Source organism: Acinetobacter pengchengensis, from assembly GCF_982235305.1.
This window is the reverse complement of the sequence record NZ_CEVATJ010000001.1, coordinates 639,672-661,366: the sequence shown is the minus strand read 5'-3', so window position 1 is coordinate 661,366 and position 21,695 is coordinate 639,672. Positions and strand designations below refer to the sequence as shown.

17 protein-coding genes and 1 pseudogene are annotated in these 21,695 nt (G+C 41.8%); 9 read left to right on the top strand and 9 right to left on the bottom strand.

Features of this window, described 5'->3' with window-relative positions:
• Nucleotides 1–35: 35 nt before the first annotated feature.
• Entirely contained in the window at nucleotides 36–968 is a 933-nt protein-coding gene (locus AC0T5Z_RS03220) for an AEC family transporter (protein ID WP_435337147.1), read from the bottom strand.
• Nucleotides 969–1,096: 128 nt separating this feature from the next.
• Nucleotides 1,097–2,227 carry an NADH:flavin oxidoreductase/NADH oxidase gene (locus tag AC0T5Z_RS03215; RefSeq protein ID WP_435337148.1) on the bottom strand — a complete coding sequence of 377 codons (1,131 nt, stop codon included), beginning with the start codon at nucleotides 2,225–2,227 and terminating at the stop codon, nucleotides 1,097–1,099.
• Between the two features lie 303 nt (nucleotides 2,228–2,530).
• Between AC0T5Z_RS03215 and mutM the strand changes: the two genes are divergently transcribed.
• Nucleotides 2,531–3,391, top strand: coding sequence for a bifunctional DNA-formamidopyrimidine glycosylase/DNA-(apurinic or apyrimidinic site) lyase (gene mutM, locus AC0T5Z_RS03210; protein WP_315279816.1), 861 nt, complete (start codon nucleotides 2,531–2,533; stop codon nucleotides 3,389–3,391).
• The gene (locus tag AC0T5Z_RS03205; RefSeq protein ID WP_004972420.1) at nucleotides 3,388–3,666 is read left to right on the top strand and encodes a peptidylprolyl isomerase; all 279 of its coding nucleotides are present in this window, start codon (nucleotides 3,388–3,390) and stop codon (nucleotides 3,664–3,666) included. Before mutM ends, AC0T5Z_RS03205 begins: the two co-directional genes overlap by 4 nt.
• A 95-nt stretch (nucleotides 3,667–3,761) precedes the next feature.
• Here AC0T5Z_RS03205 and mscL read toward each other — a convergent pair whose 3' ends face one another.
• The gene (gene mscL, locus AC0T5Z_RS03200; protein ID WP_004972423.1) at nucleotides 3,762–4,196 is read right to left on the bottom strand and encodes a large conductance mechanosensitive channel protein MscL; all 435 of its coding nucleotides are present in this window, start codon (nucleotides 4,194–4,196) and stop codon (nucleotides 3,762–3,764) included.
• Between the two features lie 199 nt (nucleotides 4,197–4,395).
• Entirely contained in the window at nucleotides 4,396–6,234 is a 1,839-nt protein-coding gene (gene typA, locus AC0T5Z_RS03195; protein WP_435337149.1) for a translational GTPase TypA, read from the bottom strand.
• Nucleotides 6,235–6,407: 173 nt separating this feature from the next.
• Between typA and AC0T5Z_RS03190 the strand changes: the two genes are divergently transcribed.
• From AC0T5Z_RS03190 to AC0T5Z_RS03180, 3 genes are all read left to right on the top strand, one after another.
• Nucleotides 6,408–7,778 carry a uracil-xanthine permease family protein gene (locus AC0T5Z_RS03190; RefSeq protein WP_435337150.1) on the top strand — a complete coding sequence of 457 codons (1,371 nt, stop codon included), beginning with the start codon at nucleotides 6,408–6,410 and terminating at the stop codon, nucleotides 7,776–7,778.
• Between the two features lie 63 nt (nucleotides 7,779–7,841).
• Entirely contained in the window at nucleotides 7,842–8,876 is a 1,035-nt protein-coding gene (locus AC0T5Z_RS03185; RefSeq protein ID WP_291341212.1) for a methyltransferase, read from the top strand.
• Complete coding sequence (locus tag AC0T5Z_RS03180; RefSeq protein ID WP_435337151.1) at nucleotides 8,876–10,339, top strand: amino acid permease; 1,464 nt, start codon at nucleotides 8,876–8,878, stop codon at nucleotides 10,337–10,339. The genes AC0T5Z_RS03185 and AC0T5Z_RS03180 overlap by 1 nt, the downstream gene beginning before the upstream one ends.
• Nucleotides 10,340–10,836: 497 nt before the next feature.
• On the opposite strand, the gene omp38 is transcribed toward AC0T5Z_RS03180, so the two are convergent.
• On the bottom strand, nucleotides 10,837–11,901 hold the full coding sequence (gene omp38 / locus AC0T5Z_RS03175; RefSeq protein ID WP_435337152.1) for an outer membrane protein Omp38: 1,065 nt from the start codon (nucleotides 11,899–11,901) through the stop codon (nucleotides 10,837–10,839).
• A 377-nt stretch (nucleotides 11,902–12,278) separates the two neighbouring features.
• Here omp38 and AC0T5Z_RS03170 point away from each other — a divergent pair, with 377 nt between their 5' ends.
• On the top strand, nucleotides 12,279–12,797 hold the full coding sequence (locus tag AC0T5Z_RS03170) for a GspH/FimT family pseudopilin (RefSeq protein ID WP_151836340.1): 519 nt from the start codon (nucleotides 12,279–12,281) through the stop codon (nucleotides 12,795–12,797).
• 127 nt (nucleotides 12,798–12,924) lie between these two features.
• The gene (locus AC0T5Z_RS03165; RefSeq protein WP_435337153.1) at nucleotides 12,925–14,100 is read left to right on the top strand and encodes a thiolase family protein; all 1,176 of its coding nucleotides are present in this window, start codon (nucleotides 12,925–12,927) and stop codon (nucleotides 14,098–14,100) included.
• 129 nt (nucleotides 14,101–14,229) lie between these two features.
• On the opposite strand, the pseudogene AC0T5Z_RS03160 reads toward AC0T5Z_RS03165, so the two are convergent.
• The 4 genes and pseudogenes from AC0T5Z_RS03160 to AC0T5Z_RS03145 form a co-directional block, all read right to left on the bottom strand.
• Nucleotides 14,230–15,216: pseudogene (locus AC0T5Z_RS03160) on the bottom strand (diaminopimelate dehydrogenase).
• A gap of 307 nt (nucleotides 15,217–15,523) precedes the next feature.
• Nucleotides 15,524–16,009, bottom strand: a complete 486-nt coding sequence (locus tag AC0T5Z_RS03155) for a DUF934 domain-containing protein (RefSeq protein WP_435337154.1) — start codon at nucleotides 16,007–16,009, stop codon at nucleotides 15,524–15,526.
• Nucleotides 16,002–17,645, bottom strand: coding sequence for a nitrite/sulfite reductase (locus AC0T5Z_RS03150; RefSeq protein ID WP_004972445.1), 1,644 nt, complete (start codon nucleotides 17,643–17,645; stop codon nucleotides 16,002–16,004). Before AC0T5Z_RS03150 ends, AC0T5Z_RS03155 begins: the two co-directional genes overlap by 8 nt.
• Nucleotides 17,646–17,888: 243 nt before the next feature.
• The gene (locus AC0T5Z_RS03145; RefSeq protein ID WP_435337155.1) at nucleotides 17,889–19,043 is read right to left on the bottom strand and encodes a CaiB/BaiF CoA transferase family protein; all 1,155 of its coding nucleotides are present in this window, start codon (nucleotides 19,041–19,043) and stop codon (nucleotides 17,889–17,891) included.
• Between the two features lie 210 nt (nucleotides 19,044–19,253).
• On the opposite strand from AC0T5Z_RS03145, the gene AC0T5Z_RS03140 reads away from it, so the two are divergent.
• Both AC0T5Z_RS03140 and AC0T5Z_RS03135 read left to right on the top strand, forming a co-directional pair.
• Nucleotides 19,254–20,264, top strand: a complete 1,011-nt coding sequence (locus tag AC0T5Z_RS03140) for an AraC family transcriptional regulator (RefSeq protein WP_435337156.1) — start codon at nucleotides 19,254–19,256, stop codon at nucleotides 20,262–20,264.
• A gap of 221 nt (nucleotides 20,265–20,485) precedes the next feature.
• Entirely contained in the window at nucleotides 20,486–21,691 is a 1,206-nt protein-coding gene (locus tag AC0T5Z_RS03135; protein ID WP_435337157.1) for an acetyl-CoA C-acetyltransferase, read from the top strand.
• Nucleotides 21,692–21,695: the final 4 nt, after the last annotated feature.

Below are 21,695 nucleotides of genomic sequence, written 5' to 3'. Positions count from 1 at the left end.
CAGACTTTTTGTGATTTGAGCACTTCAAACCAAAATTATAAATATTTACCCGATTGTGTCAATAAAATCGCCACCATCACAAAACCCAATATTGTACTCAACACTAAGGGGACTAATGCTTTTTCATCCAAACCGTAGTGCTGCCCGAAAATACCAAAAGCAATTGGCATGGGTAAAGCTGCCAGTAAAGTCCCGACAAACAACATTTCTCGGTTCACATCTAATGCCCATAAAATCCCAAAGATCGTGAGTGGCATCAGCAATACTTTGAATACGACCAAAACAATACTTTGCAAATTGACCGACTTGATTTGCATACCGACCAAACTTCCACCAATAACAAATAAAGCCAAAGGTGAAGCAGTTTTTCCCAACATTTCTAGAATTTGTGAGATAGATTGTGGCAGTTTTAAGTTGATGAACACACACAACATGCCCAATAAAATAGATAAAATGACTGGATTTTTCAGTAAGCGCTGCACAGTTTCTGCATACACTTGCCAACCTGATTTCGCTGAAGATTGCAGTCCACGTTCTGCCAAAATTAGCATCAATGCCACAATAATTAAATTTTCGACAATTAAAGTTAAAGACAAATAAATTGCCGATTGACTGCCAATCAACAAAGTTAAAATAGCAGTGCCAATAAATCCTGTATTTGACATTGATGCACCCATCGCCAGAACACTAGCATGAGTCAAACTTGAATTAAAATAATGCCGATACACTAAAAAAGCACAAATAAACAGCAAAATAGAACCGCCGCCGTAGCCTAAAAAGTAAGCAGGACTCCAAATTTCTGCCAAGCTCTTACTGGCCAAGGCCTGCAATAAAAATGCAGGCAAGGCGACTTTCATAACAAACTGTCCTAGAACCTGAATTGCGTTTGCGTCTATAAACTGGCTTCTGACGGCAAAATATCCCAACAGCACCACTGCACAAATGGGAAATAAAATACTCAGTAACACCCTGACATCCTTTTTCAGTGTTGCCCATAATCGACATGGTTTTTACTGATTTAGCTTACACCGAAGCTCCCGACAAAGCACGGAAAAATAGTGTAAGTTTCACTTATTTTAAAAGAAAAATATCAGGATTATACATTCATATCTGCGGATTTAAACGGCGCAAATAAACTACGGAACCCATGCGGCTGACATCGTAAATATTGCGGGGCAATTTCAATTTTTTCGCCCAATTCTGCCGCAGCATGCCATGGCCAACGTGGGTCATATAAAATGGCACGTGCTATCGCAATTGCATCGGCTTGTTGATATTGCAAAATACCTTCTGCCTGCATCGGTTCAGTAATCAAACCCACCGCAATTACAGGAATTTTTACAGCTTGCTTAATTGCATGAGCAAATGGCGTTTGATAACCCGCATGCACATCAATTTTTTGATCGACATGCAAACCGCCGCTCGACACGTGAATATAAACCGCACCTAAATGCTCTAGTGCCTTTGCCAAACCCACTGCAGATTCGAGATTCCAGCCATCTGCATCATCCATCCAGTCTGTTGCAGAAATTCGCACCCCAATGGGATAACCTTTTGGTACAGCATTTTGAATGGCTTGAAATACTTCCAATGTAAGGCGAATACGATTTTCCAAACTGCCGCCATATTCATCTTGGCGGTGATTAGACAATGGCGACATAAATTGATGCAATAAATAGCCATGTGCGGCATGAATTTCGATTAAGTCAAAACCTGCATCCACCGCTCTTACTGCGGCGCTGGCAAAGTCTGCAATCACCTGTTGAATTTCATCTTGCGTTAAAGCATGCGGTGGATGTTCGTGCGATTGAAATGGCAACTCACTGGCCGATACCGTCTGCCAGCCATATTCTTCATTCGGTGCAAACTGTCCTTTGCCCTGCCACGGTTTATCGGTTGAAGCTTTACGACCCGCATGTGCCAACTGCACAGCAAATGGCATAGGCGATAAACTTTTAACTTTATGCAATAGCGCTTTCATCTGCGCACGCTGCATGTCATTCCATAAGCCTAAATCTGCATAACTAATACGTCCTTCTGCCTGCACTGCCGTGGCTTCTACTATACACATCCCTGCGCCGGACAAGGCATAATTTGCCCATTGCTGCTCATGCCAATAACTCAACTCACCTTGTTCGTTGGCAGAATATTGACACATCGGGGCGATAACAATTTTGTTGGCAAGTTGCAGTGATCCAAATTGAATCGGCTGAAAAAGTAATGTCACGCTGCATGCCCTCATACTGTGCGATTCACCAAAAGCGAATCATTAAATAAAAAAGAAGTAATCACTCGGAATCTGCCATCTGTTTTAGATGGTTTTTTCTATAATAAATGTTCAAAAATGATTTATTTATAACGTGTTGTATGGTTTTTGCAAAGCCTGCTTTTACTTTTCACAGAATAATTTTGCGATCGCACACTATGGCTTGTATTCTATGGCTTGCATTCTATGGATAATGCCCAATATTAAGCGCATTGCTTTTTGCCCTTGACTGCTTAATTTCTACAAGCGGATTGAATTTGTACCATGCCTGAATTACCAGAAGTTGAAACTACCAAAACCAGTTTATTGCCGCTGCTAGATCAAAAAGTCCTGAATGTAGAAGTACGTCAAGCCAGTTTACGCTGGCCAATTCCAGAAAACCTACATAAACTAACAGGACAAAAACTACTGCAATTGACCCGCAGATCCAAATACATTCTCGCGCAATTTGAACAGGACAGCATGTTGTGGCATTTAGGCATGTCCGGCAGTTTTCGTCTTTGCGATGCGCACGAAGATTTACGCAAACACGACCATCTGATTATTCAGTTTGAAGATATGCAATTGCGCTACCACGACCCACGTCGTTTTGGCTGTATTTTATGGCTCAATGAAAGCTCGCAACACAAACTGATTGATCCACTTGGCCCTGAGCCATTGAGTGATGCCTTTAACCCCGACTATCTTGCACAGAAGCTCAAAAATAAAAATGTTGGCATCAAAGTTGCAATTATGGATAACCATGTCGTGGTGGGTGTGGGCAATATTTATGCCACGGAAAGTCTGTTTAATTTAGGTATTCACCCTGCACAACCTGCATCATCTCTCAGTTTGGAACAGATTGAAAAACTGGTGCTTGAAATCAAGCGCATTTTAAAACAAGCGATTGATTTAGGGGGTTCGACCTTGCGTGATTACAGCAATGCGATGGGCGAAAATGGCTATTTCCAGCAAACCTTGTTGGCGTATGGACGTGCAGGTGAAATGTGCGTGAATTGTGAAACCACTCTAGAAAATTTAAAACTGGGCCAACGTGCCTCGGTATTTTGTCCTGAATGTCAGCCTTTGAAAAAAGTACTCACTGCGACCAAAGCTGCAACAAGCAAACGAGGTAAGAAAGTATGAGAACCGCTATTGTGCGTCATATCTTAGTGAAAGATAAAGAAACCTGTGAGCAATTGAAAAAGCGGATTCAATCAGGCGCTGATTTTGCCAAAATTGCCAAACAATTTTCGACCTGCCCTTCAGGCAAAAAAGGTGGGGAATTGGGTGAGGTCAAAAAAGGACAATTGGTACCCGTGATTGATAAGTTAGTGTTTACCGCAGCAGAACGGGTATTGCATGGCCCTGTAAAAAGTCAGTTTGGTTTTCATTTGGTAGAAGTAAAGTTTCGGATGTAATTTTTATGCCTTCAGCGTTCCCCCCTCCTAGGGAATAGGGTGCAAAAAAACGGCGTAAAAAGCGCCGTTTTTTGATTTTGATTGAGTATTAAAACTTATTGACGTTTTTTCAATTCATCACGAATTTCACGTAGCAACGCGATATCTTCTGGCGTTGCTGCTGGTTCTGGCGCAGCTTCTTCTTGTTTACGGCGCATACGATTGATCATTTTCACCATTAAGAACACTACCCATGCCAAAATGATGAAGTTAATTAAAATCGTAAGGAAGTTACCATAGGTCAGGACGTTTACACCTGCTTTGGTTAACTCATCTAAAGACTGTAAATTGTTTGGATTATCGCCCAAAACAAAGAACTTTTGTGTGAAATCTACACCGCCACCGGTGATCACAGTAATCAATGGCATGATGATATCTTTCACTAATGAGTCAACAATTTTACCAAATGCCCCACCAATAATCACACCGACAGCCAAGTCGATCATATTACCTTTTACCGCAAACTCGCGGAACTCTTGAATAATACTCATTTAAATCTCCAGTTTTTTTGACTTTAATTTATGTGACGAAGTATACATTAATTTTATAACTTCATTTCCACGTAATTTACTCGGAAATCATCTGTTTTTATACATAGGCTTGCTAATTTTAAACAAAAAAAATGTCATCAAATGATTGATGACATTTTAAATGGCGCTGCCCCGTATGGGGTAACCTTATTTTTAAAACTTATTTACCAGAACGGTTACGTTTACGTTCGTTTTCAGTCAAGTAACGCTTACGGATACGAATAGACTTAGGAGTTACTTCAACTAATTCATCATCTTCAATAAACTCAAGCGCTTGCTCAAGTGTATATTCAATCGCAGGAACCAGCGTTAACGCATCATCAGTACCAGAAGCACGTACGTTCGTTAACTGCTTTGCTTTAGTCGGGTTAACTGTCATGTCGTCTGAACGAGAGTTAATACCGATGATCATACCTTCATAAACTTCTAACTGTGGTTTCGCGAATAGACGACCACGGTCTTGAAGTGTGAACAGTGCATAGCCCAAGCAAGTACCTTGAACCATAGAAATCAATACACCGTTTTGACGTTTTGCAACAGTACCTTGCTTCATTGGACCGTAGTGCGAGAAGCTAGACGTCATGATCCCTGTACCAGAAGTCATGGTCAGGAATTCAGAACGGAAACCAATCAGACCGCGTGAAGGAACAGTGGCTTCAATACGGATACGGCCTTTACCGTCGACTTCCATATTGGTCATTTCGCCTTTACGGTGACCCATTTGTTCCATTACAGCGCCTTGATGCTGTTCTTCAACGTCAAAAGTAACGTTTTCGTATGGCTCTTGTTTTTCACCATCAATTTCTTTGATGATTACTTGTGGACGAGATACGCCCATTTCGAAGCCTTCGCGACGCATGTTTTCAATCAGAACTGAAAGGTGAAGCTCACCACGACCAGATACTTTGAAACGGTCTGGACTGTCAGTATCTTCAACACGTAATGCTACGTTGTGAATCAATTCGCGGTCTAGACGTTCACGGATATTACGTGAAGTTACGAACTTACCTTCTTTACCCGCAAACGGTGAGTTGTTTACCTGGAATGTCATCGATACTGTAGGTTCATCTACAGACAATGGCGGTAAAGCTTCAACATTTTTCGGATCACAGATGGTGTCAGAAATGTTGAGTGCATCGATACCCGTTACACAAACGATATCGCCTGCAGAAGCTTCTTCAACGTCAACGCGATCTAGACCATGATAACCCATGATTTTTAAGATACGACCGTTACGTGTTTTGCCATCTTTATCGATTACAGTTACTTGTGTATTTAATTTCACCGAACCGCGCTGGATACGACCAATACCGATAACGCCTACGAAGCTGTTATAGTCAAGTGAAGATACTTGCATTTGGAATGGGCCATCAACGTCAACCGCTGGTGGTTCCACGATATCTACAATCGTTTGGAACAACGGAGTCATATCTTCAGCAAGTTCTTCTGGAGAAGGACCAGCAACACCACGAAGGCCTGAAGCATAAACAACTGGGAAGTCTAACTGTTCGTCAGAAGCACCCAAGTTATCGAACAAATCAAATACTTGGTCAATTACCCAGTCTGGACGCGCGCTTGGCTTGTCGACTTTGTTAATAATCACGATTGGTTTCAAACCACGTGCGAACGCTTTTTGCGTTACGAAACGAGTTTGTGGCATTGGGCCTTCTTGTGAGTCTACAAGAAGAAGTACGCAGTCAACCATCGACATTACACGTTCAACTTCACCACCGAAGTCGGCGTGTCCCGGGGTGTCCACAATGTTAATGCGGTATTCAGTATCAGTACGTTTGTCTAACCATTTGATTGCAGTGTTTTTTGCAAGAATGGTAATACCACGTTCACTTTCAATAGCGCCTGAATCCATGACACGCTCAATCTCGCCCGCTCGTTCACCGAGTGCGCCCGATTGTTGTAAAAGTTTATCCACAAGAGTTGTTTTACCGTGGTCAACGTGCGCAATAATTGCGATGTTGCGGAGAGTTTTAATATCTGACATTTAAATTCAATACGCTATAAATTTGAGGGCAAATTATACAGAAAAATACTAAAGTTTTATAGTGACACTTTATTGACACACACATTTTTTTTTGATGAGTGGCGTGCTTTGGGTTTTGTAATGCTGTGTAACTCGATTAGAATAGCGCCACTTTTGCAATTTCTTTACGACACATGTCTGATTTTAACCAATCTCCCTCCCCAAAAGACCAACTTGATCTGGTCTATGGTCTGAATGAGCGTCCAAAACCACTTATCGCTTTTTTAGCCGCTTTTCAGCATTTACTGGCAATTATTGTTCCAATTGTGACCCCTGGCTTATTGATTTGCTTGGCTTTAGGTGTTTCCAAACAAGATACCAACATGATCTTATCAATGTCTTTGGTCATTTCAGGTTTTGCAACTTTTTTACAATGTAAAAAAGTCGGCCCTTTTGGTGCTGGTTTGCTCATTGTGCAAGGCACCAGTTTTAACTTTATTGGTCCGATTATTGGTATTGGCTCTGCCATGGTCGCCGCAGGCACACCGGTTGAATCGGTCATGGCGGCAATTTTTGGTGTTGTGATTGCTGGTTCATTTATTGAAATGGGCGTGTCCCAAATTTTGCCGTGGGTCAAAAAACTGATTACCCCACTAGTCACAGGCATTGTGGTTCTTCTCATTGGCTTGACCTTAATTAAAGAAGGCTTAATTAGTATGGGCGGTGGCTATCAAGCCATGAGCAATAATACCTTTGCCAATACTGACAACCTGATTATGTCGTGCACAGTCTTGGCAATTATTATTATTTTAAACCGTATCAATATTACCTGGATTAAAAGCTCTGCCATTTTAATTGCCTTGGTGATTGGTTATGCAATGGCAGGCATCATGGGTTATCTCGATTTTTCAGGTCTGAAAGATGCTCCACTGGTACAAGTTCCGACACCGATGCATTTTGGACTAGATTTCTCTTGGAGTTTATTCATTCCTTTGGCATTTATTTATTTGGTAACGTCACTGGAAGCAATTGGTGATATTACCGCGACATCCAAACTTTCCAATCAACCTGTCGATGGCCCACAGTGGATGCAACGTATTAAAGGTGGTGTATTGGTGAATGGTGCCAACTCATTCTTGGCAGGTATTTTCAATACTTTCCCAAGTTCGGTATTTGCCCAAAACAATGGCGTGATTCAACTCACAGGTGTTGCTAGCCGTTATGTTGGCATCTGGATTGCAGCCCTCCTCATCATTTTAGGTCTATTCCCTGCGGTCGCAGGTGTGATTCAGGCTGTGCCTCAAGCCGTACTAGGTGGTGCTGTGATGGTGATGTTTGGTGCCGTTGCCGCTTCAGGGATCAATATTCTTTCAGGTGTCGTTTTAGATCGTCGTGCCTTGCTGATTATCGCAATTTCCTTGGGCTTAGGCTTAGGTGTTGCACAAGTGCCACAAATTCTGGAACACTTACCTGAATTATTCCGTAATATTTTCAGTTCAGGCGTTGCAACAGGCGGTATTGCAGCACTTATTTTAAACATTGTGCTTCCTGAAACTAAAAAGTAATTACATGTCCAAAAAACACTGTCTGAAATGAACTTAGACAGTGTTTTTCTATTGGAGAGAACCATGACCCCCCAAAGCGAAGTTTTACTCAGACAATATGACTATTTGTCTGGTCGTGTTCTACTGATCAATGCCCCAACCGATCAACTCCTCGCAGAATTGGGTGACTCAATCCAAGCCTCTGTCTGGACATGGAATTTCAACGACTATCAATACTTTCAAAATCAACAAGCGCAAGTGCATTTTGGTGCAGAGTTTCCTGCTGCCGAGTTTGATCAAGCAGTTATTTTCGTACCCAAATCCAAAGAATTACTGAATTATTTAATTCATAATGTTGCGGCCCAACTCAAAGTGGGCAGTAGCATATTTTTGGTGGGCGAAAAGAAAGCTGGAATTGAGCGAGCTGCAAAGCAATTACAACCTTATGGCAAAACACTCAAGCTAGATAGCGCACGCCACTGCCAACTTTGGCAACTGATTTTAGACTGCAAGGTTCAAAATAAGGCCTTAGCAGATTGGGCGCAAAACTATACCGTTGCTACACCTAAAGGTGATTTACAGATTTGTGCATTGCCGGGTGTATTTAGCCAAAAACACTTGGATGTTGGCACTGCCGTGTTATTACCTTATTTAAATCAGGTGACTGCTGGAAAAATTGCAGATTTTGGCTGTGGTGCGGGTGTGATCAGTGCTTACCTAGCCAAACTCAACCCAGAAAATCGTATTTTTGCTTTAGATGTCGATGCCTTTGCTTTAGCGTCAACGCAAATGACGTTTGAAAAAAATCAGCTCAACCCACAACAACTTGAAATTAAAGCCGTGACAGGCATTGAAGATGCACCGCTATTTTTGCATGCCATAGTGAGTAATCCCCCGTTCCACCAAGGCATTCAAACACATTACGATGCTAGTGAAAATCTGTGTAAAACTTCACGTCGTCACCTGAAATCGGGTGGTGAACTTTGGATTGTAGCCAACCGTTTTTTGAATTATCCACTCTTAATTGAACAAAGTTTCGGTCAATGCACAATCAAGGCAGATCAACAAGGCTTTAAAGTACTGTTTGCCAGTACACAAAAAAATACGAAGGACGCATGATGAGCGAAACTCAAAACAATCGACAGTTACAGCGTAAGCTCGGTGCGCGTCATTTAAACATGATCGCCATTGGTGGCTCAATTGGTACAGGTTTATTCCTTGCTTCAGGGGCTACCATTGCCAACGCAGGTCCTGGTGGCGCCTTGCTTGCGTATGCCCTCATTGGTGTAATGATTTATTTCTTGATGACCAGTTTAGGGGAACTTGCCACCCACAATCCAACGTCTGGGGCTTTCTTTACCTATGGCACTAAATATGTCGAAGGTGGTTTTGGTTTTGCACTCGGCTGGAACTATTGGTACAACTGGGCCATTACGGTTGCATTTGAATTGGTGGCTGTACAATTCATTATGAAATTCTGGTTTCCCGAGATTCCTGGTTTCTATTGGAGTGCCTTATTTCTAGCGGTTGTATTTGGTATTAATGCATTAACCGTTAAAGGTTTTGGTGAATCAGAATTTTTCTTCTCGCTGGTCAAAGTCCTTGCGATTGTCGCCTTCATCATCATTGGTATATTCATGATTGTAAAAATCATGCTGACTCCAAATGTTGCTACTTTCGCCAATTGGAGCAAAGGCGAAGCGCCATTTGTAGGTGGATTATCTGCCTTAATTGGTGTGGCAATGATTGCAGGATTCTCATTTCAGGGTACAGAAATGGTGGGGGTTGCAGCGGGTGAATCTAAAAATCCGAAGAAAACAATTCCGATTGCAATTAAACAAATCTTCTGGCGTATTTTATTGTTTTATATCGTGTGTATTTTTATTATTGGTACCTTAATCGCCTATGATGACCCACGTTTACTTCAAGCAGCCGCCACCGATAACATTGCACTCTCTCCGTTTACTTTACTGTATGAGCAGGCAGGCTTTGCTTTTGCCGCAAGCGTCATGAATGCAGTAATTTTAACTGCGATTCTTTCTGCAGGGAATTCAGGCATGTATTCATCGACCCGTATGCTATTTGATATGGCACGTAAAGGCAGTGCACCAAAAGCTTTTGCCCGCTTGGATGCTCGTGGTGTCCCTATGAATGCACTGTATGCCACAACAGCAATCGCTGCACTATGCTTTTTAACAACATTTATTGGTGAGAAACAAGTATTTAACTGGCTCCTGAATATGTCAGGCATGTGTGGATTTATCGTTTGGCTCGGGATTGCTGTATCACATTACCGCTTCCGTAAAGGCTATCTGGCACAAGGCTACCAACTGCATGATTTAGCCTATCGTGCTAAATTCTTTCCTTTTGCACCATGGTTTGCCTTTATTTTGTGTGCAATTGTCGTATTAGGGCAAAACTACCAAGCAGTGCTTGAAGGTAAATGGCTCTCTGTTTTATCGACTTATATTGGTATTCTTTTGTTCTTGGTCATTTGGTTAGGCTATAAATGGAAACACAAAACCAAACTGATTGCATATCAGGATATGGATGTGAAACCACTACACCCTGATCATGACTAAAAAATTTCTTCTTCTATTCACTTCATTTAAGAAGCTAAGGTTCAAAAAAACAGCCAACATTTGGCTGTTTTTTAGGGTAAATTTAAACCAAATTCGATTTACAACATATTTTGTTATCAATATTACGGTGAGAGATCACGCCACAAACTGCTCAATGTTGATTTTATAATCGCTAAACAACGACTTGATCGACTGATAGACATTCAGTACATATATCTTGTTTCAAAATTTGATCTGGGGCACCGCTTTGGAGTTTTTAAATGAATTGACGATAAACTTGATATAAAAATTCGACTTAGTTTACGATTTAACAAGCCGAAATATTAAGCACAATCAAACTCCATCATATTTGCTCTTTATTCAAAAAATCATAGTTTTACAATATTTTTAATCGTATTAAGTGCAAATAATTTTAGGTAATATCTAATCCATACATTCCATATAAAGAAGCATAAAAAAACGACTCCGAAGAGTCGTTTTTTTCAACTTAACTCAAATTATTGAGCTTGTTGTTCAACAGTCACTGTACGGCTGCCAGTGATCGTCGCGAATACACGACGGTTCATAGCACGACCTTCTTTAGTGTTGTTGTCAGCAATCGGTTGATCCCAAGCGAAACCTTGAGTAGACAAACGAGCTGGATCTACATTGTATTCATTTACAAGTGAAGATTTAACAGAGTTCGCACGCGCTAAAGATAAACGTTCGTTCAATGCACGTGGACCAGTGTTGTCAGTGTGACCTTCGATGCGAGCAGTAGCGTTTGGATATTCAACTAACTTCTCTGCAACTTTAGCGATTTCTGGCTTGTACTGATCTTTGATGTTTGATTTGTTCGTATCAAAGAACACACGAAGTTCCATGTTCAGGTCTTCAGTCAACTCTTGTGGAGCTGGTTGAACTGGAGCAACGGTTTCAACTGGAGCAACTTCTACTACAGGAGCAGCTGGCTTCAAGTGACCGCCAAGAACGACGTTAAGACCAGCTAAAGCTGTGTAGTCCCAAAATTTCTCATCGAAGTTATATGTTGAACGTGCTTCTGTACGAAGAGATAAGGCATCGTTTAAGCGCCAGAATGCACCCACACCAGCATTACCGATTGTACCTTCGATATCTTCATCACCACCCTCTGCAGAGTATTTAAAGTGACCAGCTCCTAAAAGTACGTATGGCTTGATTTTGCTGTCGTAGTTTTTAGTGATCAAATCAGAAGTTACATAGAAGTTACCGGCAAGCTGCTGTTTCTTATATTCACCAAGATTTTCACCAGCTGCACCTGCTATGTTCCCCAAAGAGTCTGCAAGACCAGTTGCTTCGATATCACCTTTTACTTGAGAATATTCAGCTTCAAAACCTAACCAAGGAGTTAGTTCAACACCAAGAGCAGCACCTACGAACAAATCGTCTTGAAGCTCGACATCACTTTCAGTTAGCTTGTTATTGTTGTGTTTAGTATCAACAAAGTTGTAACCAAGCATTAATGGGGTAACAGTTACGCCCGCGTTTGCAGCAGCTAAAGGAGCAGCTACGAGCATTGCTAATGCAATACGACTCATTTTCATGGATTTATCCTCCAGAGATAACAATTGTTGTTCAAGCTCAAGCTTAAATTTTCGACTACCCTGAGATAGGCTTTCTTATACCCCAGTATTATTTTTAAGCTAGTCACTTTGAATCATACAAACACTTTATTACTTTTCCAAGTGCTTGATAATTTTAATCAAGTAAATTATTGACAAAATTACTTACAATTTCCGTTGTAATTCGGTAACTTTCTACTCAATTATTTGTGGCGAATAGCCTATCTTTCTTGCTGTTTATTTTAACACTTTCTAGAGAAGTTGTTTAGTAATTATTATACACAGCAGATAAAGCACTATAAAACAACAAATTACTCAGATTAATCATAAAAAAACATAACAATAACAGGTAAAGACTTATGTCGAATGTAAGAAAAAACGGCTTCACGCTGTTTGAATTGATCGTCACGTTAGCGATTAGTGCGATTTTAGTCATGATTGCCCTGCCCCATTTTCATCAGCTGATGGCAGAACAAGAACTCAAACGAATTCAGTATTCATTACAGTCCAGCCTGAAAATAGCACGCTCTCATGCCTTCACCCATCACAGCAATGTGGTGATTTGTCCTACACAAAACTTTGTTCAATGTAGCAAGCAAAACTGGAATACTGGTTTTTTGATTTTTATGGATCGTAATCGAAACCGCCAAATTGACGACAGTGAATACATTCTTTATACAGAAAAAACTGCACTTAAATACGGAACCTTGGATTGGCGTGGAACTTTAAACATTCCTAGTGTGACTTTTAATGCACAACAAGGTTTGCCGATCGGCTCAAATGGTAGCTTCTTTTACTGTTCCACTCACCTTACAAGCAAGCGCTTAGTACTCAGTAAAATGGGGCAAACCCGAGCTGAAGACATCAATATATGTTAACTCAGCAGTCTAAACGATCTTTACATTGTCACTTTATTCTTATCTTTTTTTGCCTATACTGCAGAAGTGATCTATTCCTGCTTGGAATTCAATCTAGACAAAAGCACATATAAATTGGGAGAATAAAATGACGGATATCGTGATTGTGAATGGCGCTCGTACTGCTATGGGTGGTTTTCAGGGCAGTTTAGCCACACTAAGCGCACCTGAACTGGGTGCAGCAAGTATTCAAGCCGCTATTCAACGTGCAGGTCTGCAACCCACAGATATCGAAGAAGTCATTATGGGCTGTGTTTTACCTGCGGGCTTAAAACAAGGTCCTGCACGTCAAGCCATGCGTCAAGCTGGTTTGCCAGATTCAACAGGCGCAGTGACCATCAACAAACTGTGTGGTTCGGGCATGAAAGCCGTCATGCAAGCTGCTGATGCAATTAAAGCAGGTTCTGCTTCCATCATTGTTGCAGGTGGGATGGAGTCGATGAGCAATGCACCATATATTCTGCCCAAAGCACGTGCGGGTTACCGCATGGGACACGGTGAAGTGAAAGATCACATGTTCTTAGATGGCTTAGAAGATGCAGAAACAGGACGTTTAATGGGTTCATTCGCGCAGGATATGGCCAATAGTAAAGGTTACACGCGTCAACAAATGGATGATTTTGCGATTCGCTCTCTCAAACGCGCGCAAACTGCCGTAAATGAAGGCTATTTTGCCGATGAAATTGTGCCTGTAAATATTTCAACACGTAAAGGGGACGTGGTTGTCGATAAAGATGAACAACCATTTAATGCCAATATTGAAAAAATTCCAACTCTTCGTCCTGCTTTTGCCAAAGATGGTACGATTACCGCGGCCAATGCCAGCTCAATTTCAGATGGCGCTTCGGCTTTAGTCCTGACGTCTGCAGAAAATGCAGCAAACAAAGGTTTACAGCCATTGGCGAAAATTGTGGCTTATGCCACCAATTCACAACATCCATCAGAATTCACTATTGCCCCTGTTGCTGCAATTCAAAAAGTATTGGATAAAGCGGGTTGGCAAGTTGCAGATGTAGATTTATGGGAAATCAATGAAGCTTTTGCTATGGTCACCATGTGCCCAATAGATGAATTCAAGCTTGATCCTGAAAAAGTGAATATCAATGGTGGTGCATGTGCGCTTGGACATCCTGTGGGTTCTACAGGTTCACGTATTATCCTGACTTTAATTCATGCGCTTAAACGTACAGGTGGCAAACGTGGCGTGGCCGCTCTCTGTATTGGCGGTGGTGAAGCAACTGCAGTCGCGATTGAATTGCTTTAATGCATTGCAACCCCTATTTCGTAAAGCAGAATTAGGGCAGATGGGATACAGTCATTCCCAACCCTTCTTTATTCAAAAAGCAAAAAGACGAATTATTGATTCGTCTTTTTGCTTATAGCTTGAAAAAGTTTAGAGCAATTCAGCGCGCAACTGTTCAGGCGATTTCATTGACAATAATCCTGGCGCAACATCGTAAGCAGTTTTTGCACCATATTGCTGCATTTGGTTTAAACGATAACAAGCACGTGCATAAGCCACCAAAATACTCGCGGTAAACTCAGGGTTACTCTCCAATTTTAAAGAGAATTCCATGACTTGATTATGGGCATCGCTGGTATTGCCACTACGAATGACAAAACCGCCATGTGGCATACGTTGGTGATCTTTGGCCAAAGTCGCTTCATCAATGAAATTTACGGTTGTGTTGTAGTCAGCAAAATAATCTGGCATGGTCACAATCGCTTGCTCTACCGCAGCAGCATCGGCACCTTCTGCAAGTACGACATAACATTCACGAGCATGTTTATCTTTGGTGCTTAGCACAGGACGCGCACCACTACGCACTTGTTCGATGGCATCGTTAGATGGAATGGTATATTGCACACCTGCTTTTACACCCTCTACACGACGAATGGCATCTGAGTGTCCCTGACTTAAACCTTTACCCCAAAATGTATAAGTTTCGCCATCGGGTAATAACGCTTCACCAAATAAACGATTGATAGAGAACATGCCTGGATCCCAACCAATTGAGATGAGTGCAGTTTTCTTGTTCGCAGTCGCTGGTGCATCTACAGATGCATAATATTCACGAATACGTGCATGCGTATCGAAACTATCGACAATATTAAATTGGCTCGCCAATACAGGGCCTTGTTGTGGCAAATCGTCTTTTGAACCACCACATAAAATCAGTACGTCAATTTTGTCTTAAAAATCTGACAGTGAATCCATGTGAAAAACTGCTGTTTCAGCAAAACAGGGTGAAATACTTTCAGGCGCACGACGGGTAAAAATACCCACCAATTGTAAATCTGGGTTTTTCTGAATCGCCGTTTCAACGCCACGACCTAAATTGCCATAACCAGCAATACCAATACGGATAGAATTTTGCATAAAGACAAATCACTTCATTATGAAAAAATTGAAAAATAAATTAGAGGATAATCACATCAAATTATCGTCTTGATTGATTTTTGATACTGTAAAAATAATGCCTACATAAGACTACGATGCTTCGTCAGTGCGCTTATACTACAGCACTTTGTCGCAAATTAAATCATTAAAAGGTGCGATAAAACAAACCGTTTGATCATTTTAAGGCAAACAAAAAGCCTGCGCATGGCAGGCTGTTTGTAAATCTGTGAACCGCGATATTTCAATGAAATCTATCTATATTTAGATAAAACCCAGCATCAATATCTTATGCACCAGTTTGATAATTTGGTTTTGGCACAGCGGTAGACGCTTGATAAGGATGGGTAAAATCCGCCAAACCTGCCGCAGCTTCTTGTACGTCTTTACCTTCTTTGATCACGAAAGTATCGAAACCTGCACGCATCATATAGTTCAAGACATCTTTAAATACATCACCGACTGCACGAAGTTCGCCCTGAAAGCCTTGACGGCGTAACAATGCCGCAAATGAATAACCACGGCCATCGTTAAAACCTGCGAATTCAATGAAAATCGCATCTAGTTCTGCCAATGGAAATTCATGGTTTTCAGGCGAAGTATCTACCGTTAGATACAAAGCTTTTTTACCTGAAATTTGTGCCAACAGATCAAGCTGTTCAACGCTAAGCACCACATCACCTTGCGGTAATGCTGCATCTTCAGCAATCACTTGATAAGTATTGTCTGAAATCGTGCCATCTTTCGCGAGCACAGGGAGTGCAGTATTAAGCATAAGCGCGCTCCTTAAATGGTTGAATGCCGACACGGCGATAAGTATCGATGAAGTCTTCACCTTCACTACGCAAATCTAAGTAGGTATTTAAAATTTCTTCCACGACATCTGGAATCACTTCGGCAGCAAAAGATGGTCCTAAAATATCACCAATTGAAGCATCATGGTCTGCATGCCCACCTAAAGTGATTTGGTAAAATTCTGCGCCTTTTTTATCGACACCTAAAATCCCGATATTACCAACGTGGTGGTGACCACATGCATTCATACAGCCCGAAATATTCAAATCCAATTTACCAAGGTTGTAGATGGTATCCAAATCATCAAAACGGCGTGAAATAGCTTCTGAAATTGGAATAGATTTAGCGTTGGCAAGTGAACAGAAATCACCCCCCGGACAGCAAATAATATCGGTAATAAAGCCAATATGTGCACGCGCCAAGTTGTTAGCATCTAGCACTTGCCACAATGCAAATAAGTCTTTTTGTGGCACATCTACCAAGGCAATATTTTGTTCATGCGTGGTACGCAATTCACCAAAGGTATATTGATCTGCTAAATCTGCAATTAGATTCATTTCTTCGGTCGTCATGTCACCCGGTGCAACACCTGCACGTTTCAATGAAATAGTGACAATACGGTAGCCTTGAACTTTGTGCGCATTGGTGTTGATGTTGAACCATTGTTTGAATTTTGGATACTGTGCAAACAGCTCACTAAAATCTTCATCAGCATAGTTTTGATAAGCAAATGGCGTGAAGTTTTCATCCATTTTTTGCAAAGTTTCTGCATCAATTTTTAAGGTTTTCACCGTATGTGCAAATTCAGCTTCAACTTTTTCTGCAAATACTGCTGGAGTTAAGGCTTTTACCAAAATTTTGATACGTGCTTTATATTTATTGTCGCGACGACCATGCAAGTTATAAACACGTAAAATAGCTTCTAAGTAAGCAATCAAATCTTCACGTGGCAAGAACTCACGAATAAAGCTACCGATAATTGGAGTACGACCTAAGCCGCCACCAACTTTAATTTTATAGCCAATTTCGCCTGCTTCATTTTTAACAATATAGACGCCAATGTCATGAAATGCAGTCGCAGCACGGTCAATTTCTTCCAGTGCAGACACCGCAATTTTGAATTTACGTGGCAAGAAGGCAAATTCAGGGTGGAAAGTCGACCACTGACGAATTAATTCACAGGTTGGACGTGGGTCAGCAATTTCGCCCGCCACGACACCTGCATACTGGTCTGTGGTGGTATTACGAATACAGTTACCCGAAGTCTGAATTGCGTGCATTTGTACGGTTGCAAGCTCTGCCAGCATGTCAGGCACATTTTCCAGTGCAGGCCAGTTAAACTGAATATTTTGACGTGTTGATACGTGCGCATAGCCACGGTCATAGTCTTTGGCAAGCTGCGCCACTTTGCGCAATTGCTTAGAGTTCATCAGACCGTAAGGCACCGCAATACGCAACATTGGCGCATAGCGTTGTACATACAAACCATTTTGCAGACGCAATGGACGATATTCATCCTCAGTCAATTTGCCTGCTAAATAACGTTCCGTTTGGTCGCGGAACTGTGCAACACGTTCATTAATCAGTTGCTGATCGAAATCAGTATATAAATACATGGCGTACAGCTAGTCATTTCTATTATCACGGCTTACAGCATAGCGAGATTCAACCTATCAACAAAATGTGTTTTTTACATATTTATTAGCGATTTTATTGATAAGACATTGCAACATCACAACCTGTAAGCCTTTGCCAAAATTTTCAGCTTTTTTATAAAGCTATCACAAAATAATGCATCCTTTAGCACTTTTTCTGCTAAAGCATCTATTCGAACTTTTATTTATGACTTGTATCTTAGACTAGCCTCCAGCTTTATCCTGATTTTTAGTCTGAGATGACCACTGCCCTGCACCCAAAGCCTGCCCGATATAATCGTAACGCATTTGAGAACGTGAAAATTTAATTGGACACGCCAACTGAGTTTCAGTTTTTGTAGCATTCTGCTGAATAGGAACTTCTACTGTCCAACCGCGTTGCTGTGCCAAAGGTGAATGTAAAGCTTCATCTAAAGTGAATACAGGTTCAACGCAGACATCATGTTGCGCAAATACCTGCTGCCATGTGGCAAAACTTTGTGTTTTGATTTTATCTTGAATAGCGTGTTTAACTTGCAAGCAAACTTGCGGATCTAAAGATGCACCTTTTTCCAAAAGTATTGGCAAATTTAAAATCTGTGCCAAACCCTGCATAAACTGCGGTTCTAAACTACCGACTGAAAGATAACGACCATCTGCTGTTTCATAATAGTCATAATAGGTGCCGCCATTTAAGTAAGATTGCTCGGCATATTGAGGCACCTGTGCCGCCAAGACGGCAGAAGCTGCCATATTGTTTAAAGTCGCAGCGCAATCGGTCATCGAAATATCAATATATTGCCCTAAACCACTGCGCTGACGTTCAATCACTGCACTTAAAATGGCCACTAAGGCATGCAATGAACCACCTGCAACATCGGCCACCTGAATCCCAAGCGGTGGTGGCCCACCCGCTTGCCGCCCACTATGTCCAGCAATGCCAGACAAAGCTAAATAGTTGATGTCATGTCCTGCCCGTTGTTGATAATCACCTGTTTGCCCATAGCCAGTGATGGAACAATAGATCAGTCTTGGATTAATTTTTGCCAAGTTGGCATAATCCAGTCCAAAACGCTGCATCACGCCTGGTCTAAACTGTTCGAGTATAATATCGAATTCGGCAATTTTCTCGTGAATGAGTTGAATACTTTCGAGGGATTTTAAATCCAAAGTAATTGACTGTTTATTCCGATTCAAATAACTATGCGAAGTCGCCTGTCCATTGGCATAGGGCGGAAATAAACGAATTAAGTCAGGTCGGGTTGCCGATTCAATATGAATCACCTCTGCGCCCATATCCGCCAAATACAAACTGGCAAAAGGGCCGGGCAATAAGGTGGAAAAATCTAAAACTTTTAAACCGCTCAGTGCATGTGTCATTATGGTGATTACTCTATTTTTACTGATTTTCCGTTCATCTTATAAACAGCAAAACTGTAACACAATGTCATGTTCAGCCATTTACCTTGATCATTTCGGCAATTTATTATGTAAAACAAGTAAAATTGGTATTGTAAATTGCCAATTTCAATTTTTTAGCGTCATTTAGGTCAAGCTTACGTGAATACAAAAGAGACTGAAGGATTTAACATGAGCAGAGATACCATTAGTATCCATTTTGTAAATGCAGCGCTCACGGGTGTTAAGCGACTCGGCATGGATGTCGAAACCTTATTATCTCATGTCGGTATTGAGGCGGAACTGTTGCGCCAACCGAAAGCACGTATTTCACCTGAACAATATACCCGCTTTATTAAAATGTTGTGGATGGTAACCCAAGACGAACACGTCGGTTTTGATTCTCAGCCACGTCGTTTGGGTACATTCGCAATCATGTGCCAATTGGTGATACACGCAAAAACATTGGGCGATGCCTTAGAACTTTCTTCGCAATTCTATAAGCTGTTTGGTGATGATTGGTCAGTTACCTTAGAACGTGATAAACACGAAGCGCGTTTGGTGCCATCTATTCCACAAGCCATGGATCCTGATCACTTTATTACTGAAAGTATGTTGATGATTTGGCACGGCTTGGCCTCTTGGCTAATTGAACGTCGCCTGCCTTTAGAGCGTGTGCATTTTGGCTATACTCGTCCTGCACATGCAGATGAATACGATGCGCTATTCTTTGCACCTGTGATGCAGTTCGAAATGCCACGCACCGAAATTACCTTTGCTGCCGACTATCTGGATTTACCAATTCGTCAAACCCAAGAAACCTTAGACGAATTCTTAAAAACAGCGCCTGCACAATTGTTGGTGAAATTTAAAAACACCAATTCTTTAACTTCACGTATTCGTGATGTCTTAAAGAGCCAGATTGGCGAAGAGATGCCAACCCTGAACGATGTTGCCTCTATGCTGTACTTATCGCCACAAACCTTGCGTCGTCGTTTGGCAGCAGAAGGAAAAAGCTACCAAGGGGTGAAAGATGCCTTGCGTCGTGATGCCGCGATTCATTTGCTACTCAATCCTGAGCTAACCCTTGAAGATGTAGCGCAACAAGTTGGCTTTAGTGAAACCAGTACCTTCCACCGTGCATTCAAAAAGTGGACTGGTGTCACCCCTGGTTTATACCGTCAGTTGCATGGTTATCATTAATTCACAGCTAAAAATTCACAATAACTCGTAATTCCAGTTAATCGCCCTTGTACACTACAAGGGCTTTTTTTATCGCTAAATTTTATCTTTCTTGGAATTGCTAGGTCATCACGATTAGCAAAAAACCTCACTGACCTGTACCGTTCTTGTCATTGCACTTCACTATTTTCTGTTTACACTCAAAAGCAATCACTAAGAAAACTATCGACAAAGGATTGATTATGAGCGAGGCCTACATCATTGATGCTATTCGCACTCCGCGCGGCAAAGGAAAAAAAGATGGCGCATTACACGAAGTTAAACCCATTCGCCTACTCACAACCTTATTGAATGAATTGCAACAACGACACAACCTAGACACCTCACAAGTAGACGATATTGTTTTGGGTTGTGTCACACCAATTGGCGATCAGGGTGCAGATATTGCCAAAACCGCAGCGATTGCCGCAGGTTGGGACAATGATGTTGCTGGGGTACAAATCAACCGCTTTTGTGCCTCAGGTTTAGAAGCCGTGAACCTCGCAGCGCAAAAAGTTCGTTCGGGTTGGGAAGATTTAATCGTTGCAGGTGGTGTGGAATCTATGTCACGCGTGGCAATGGGTTCCGATGGTGGTGCTTGGGCATTTGACCCTGAAACCAACATGGCCTGTGACTTTATTCCACAAGGTATTGGTGCCGACTTAATTGCCACACTCGAGAGTTATAGCCGCACCGAGGTCGATCAATTTGCAGCTGCATCTCAACAAAAAGCAGCAGCAGCACAAGCACAGGGATATTTCGAGCGCTCGATTGTACCTGTCAAAGATCAGGCAGGTGTCGTGATTTTGGCACAAGATGAATTTATCAAACCACAAACCACGGCTGAAAGTTTGGCACAGCTTAAACCAAGTTTCGCAATGATGGGACAAATGGGATTCGATGCCATCGCCTTGCAAAAATATCCTGAAGCAGGACAAGTCAATCATGTGCATCATGCAGGCAATTCATCGGGTATTGTTGATGGTGCGGCGTTGGTCTTGATTGCATCTGAACAAGCCGTACAACAACACAATCTAAAACCACGTGCCAAAGTGCTTGCTACCGCACTGGTTGGCACAGACCCTACGATTATGCTCACAGGGCCCGCACCTGCAGCGCGTAAAGCCTTAGCCAAAGCAGGATTAAGGATTGAAGATATTGATCTGTTTGAAGTCAATGAAGCTTTTGCAGCCGTGGTTCTGCGGTTTATTAGCGAGCTTCAGGTTGACCCTGCCAAAGTTAATGTGAATGGTGGTGCGATTGCCTTAGGTCATCCACTTGGCGCGACAGGTGCCATGATTTTAGGTACTTTACTGGACGAACTAGAGCGACAAGATAAAAAACGCGGCATGGCTACGTTATGTGTAGGCGGTGGAATGGGAATTGCCACCATTATTGAGCGAATATAGGGAG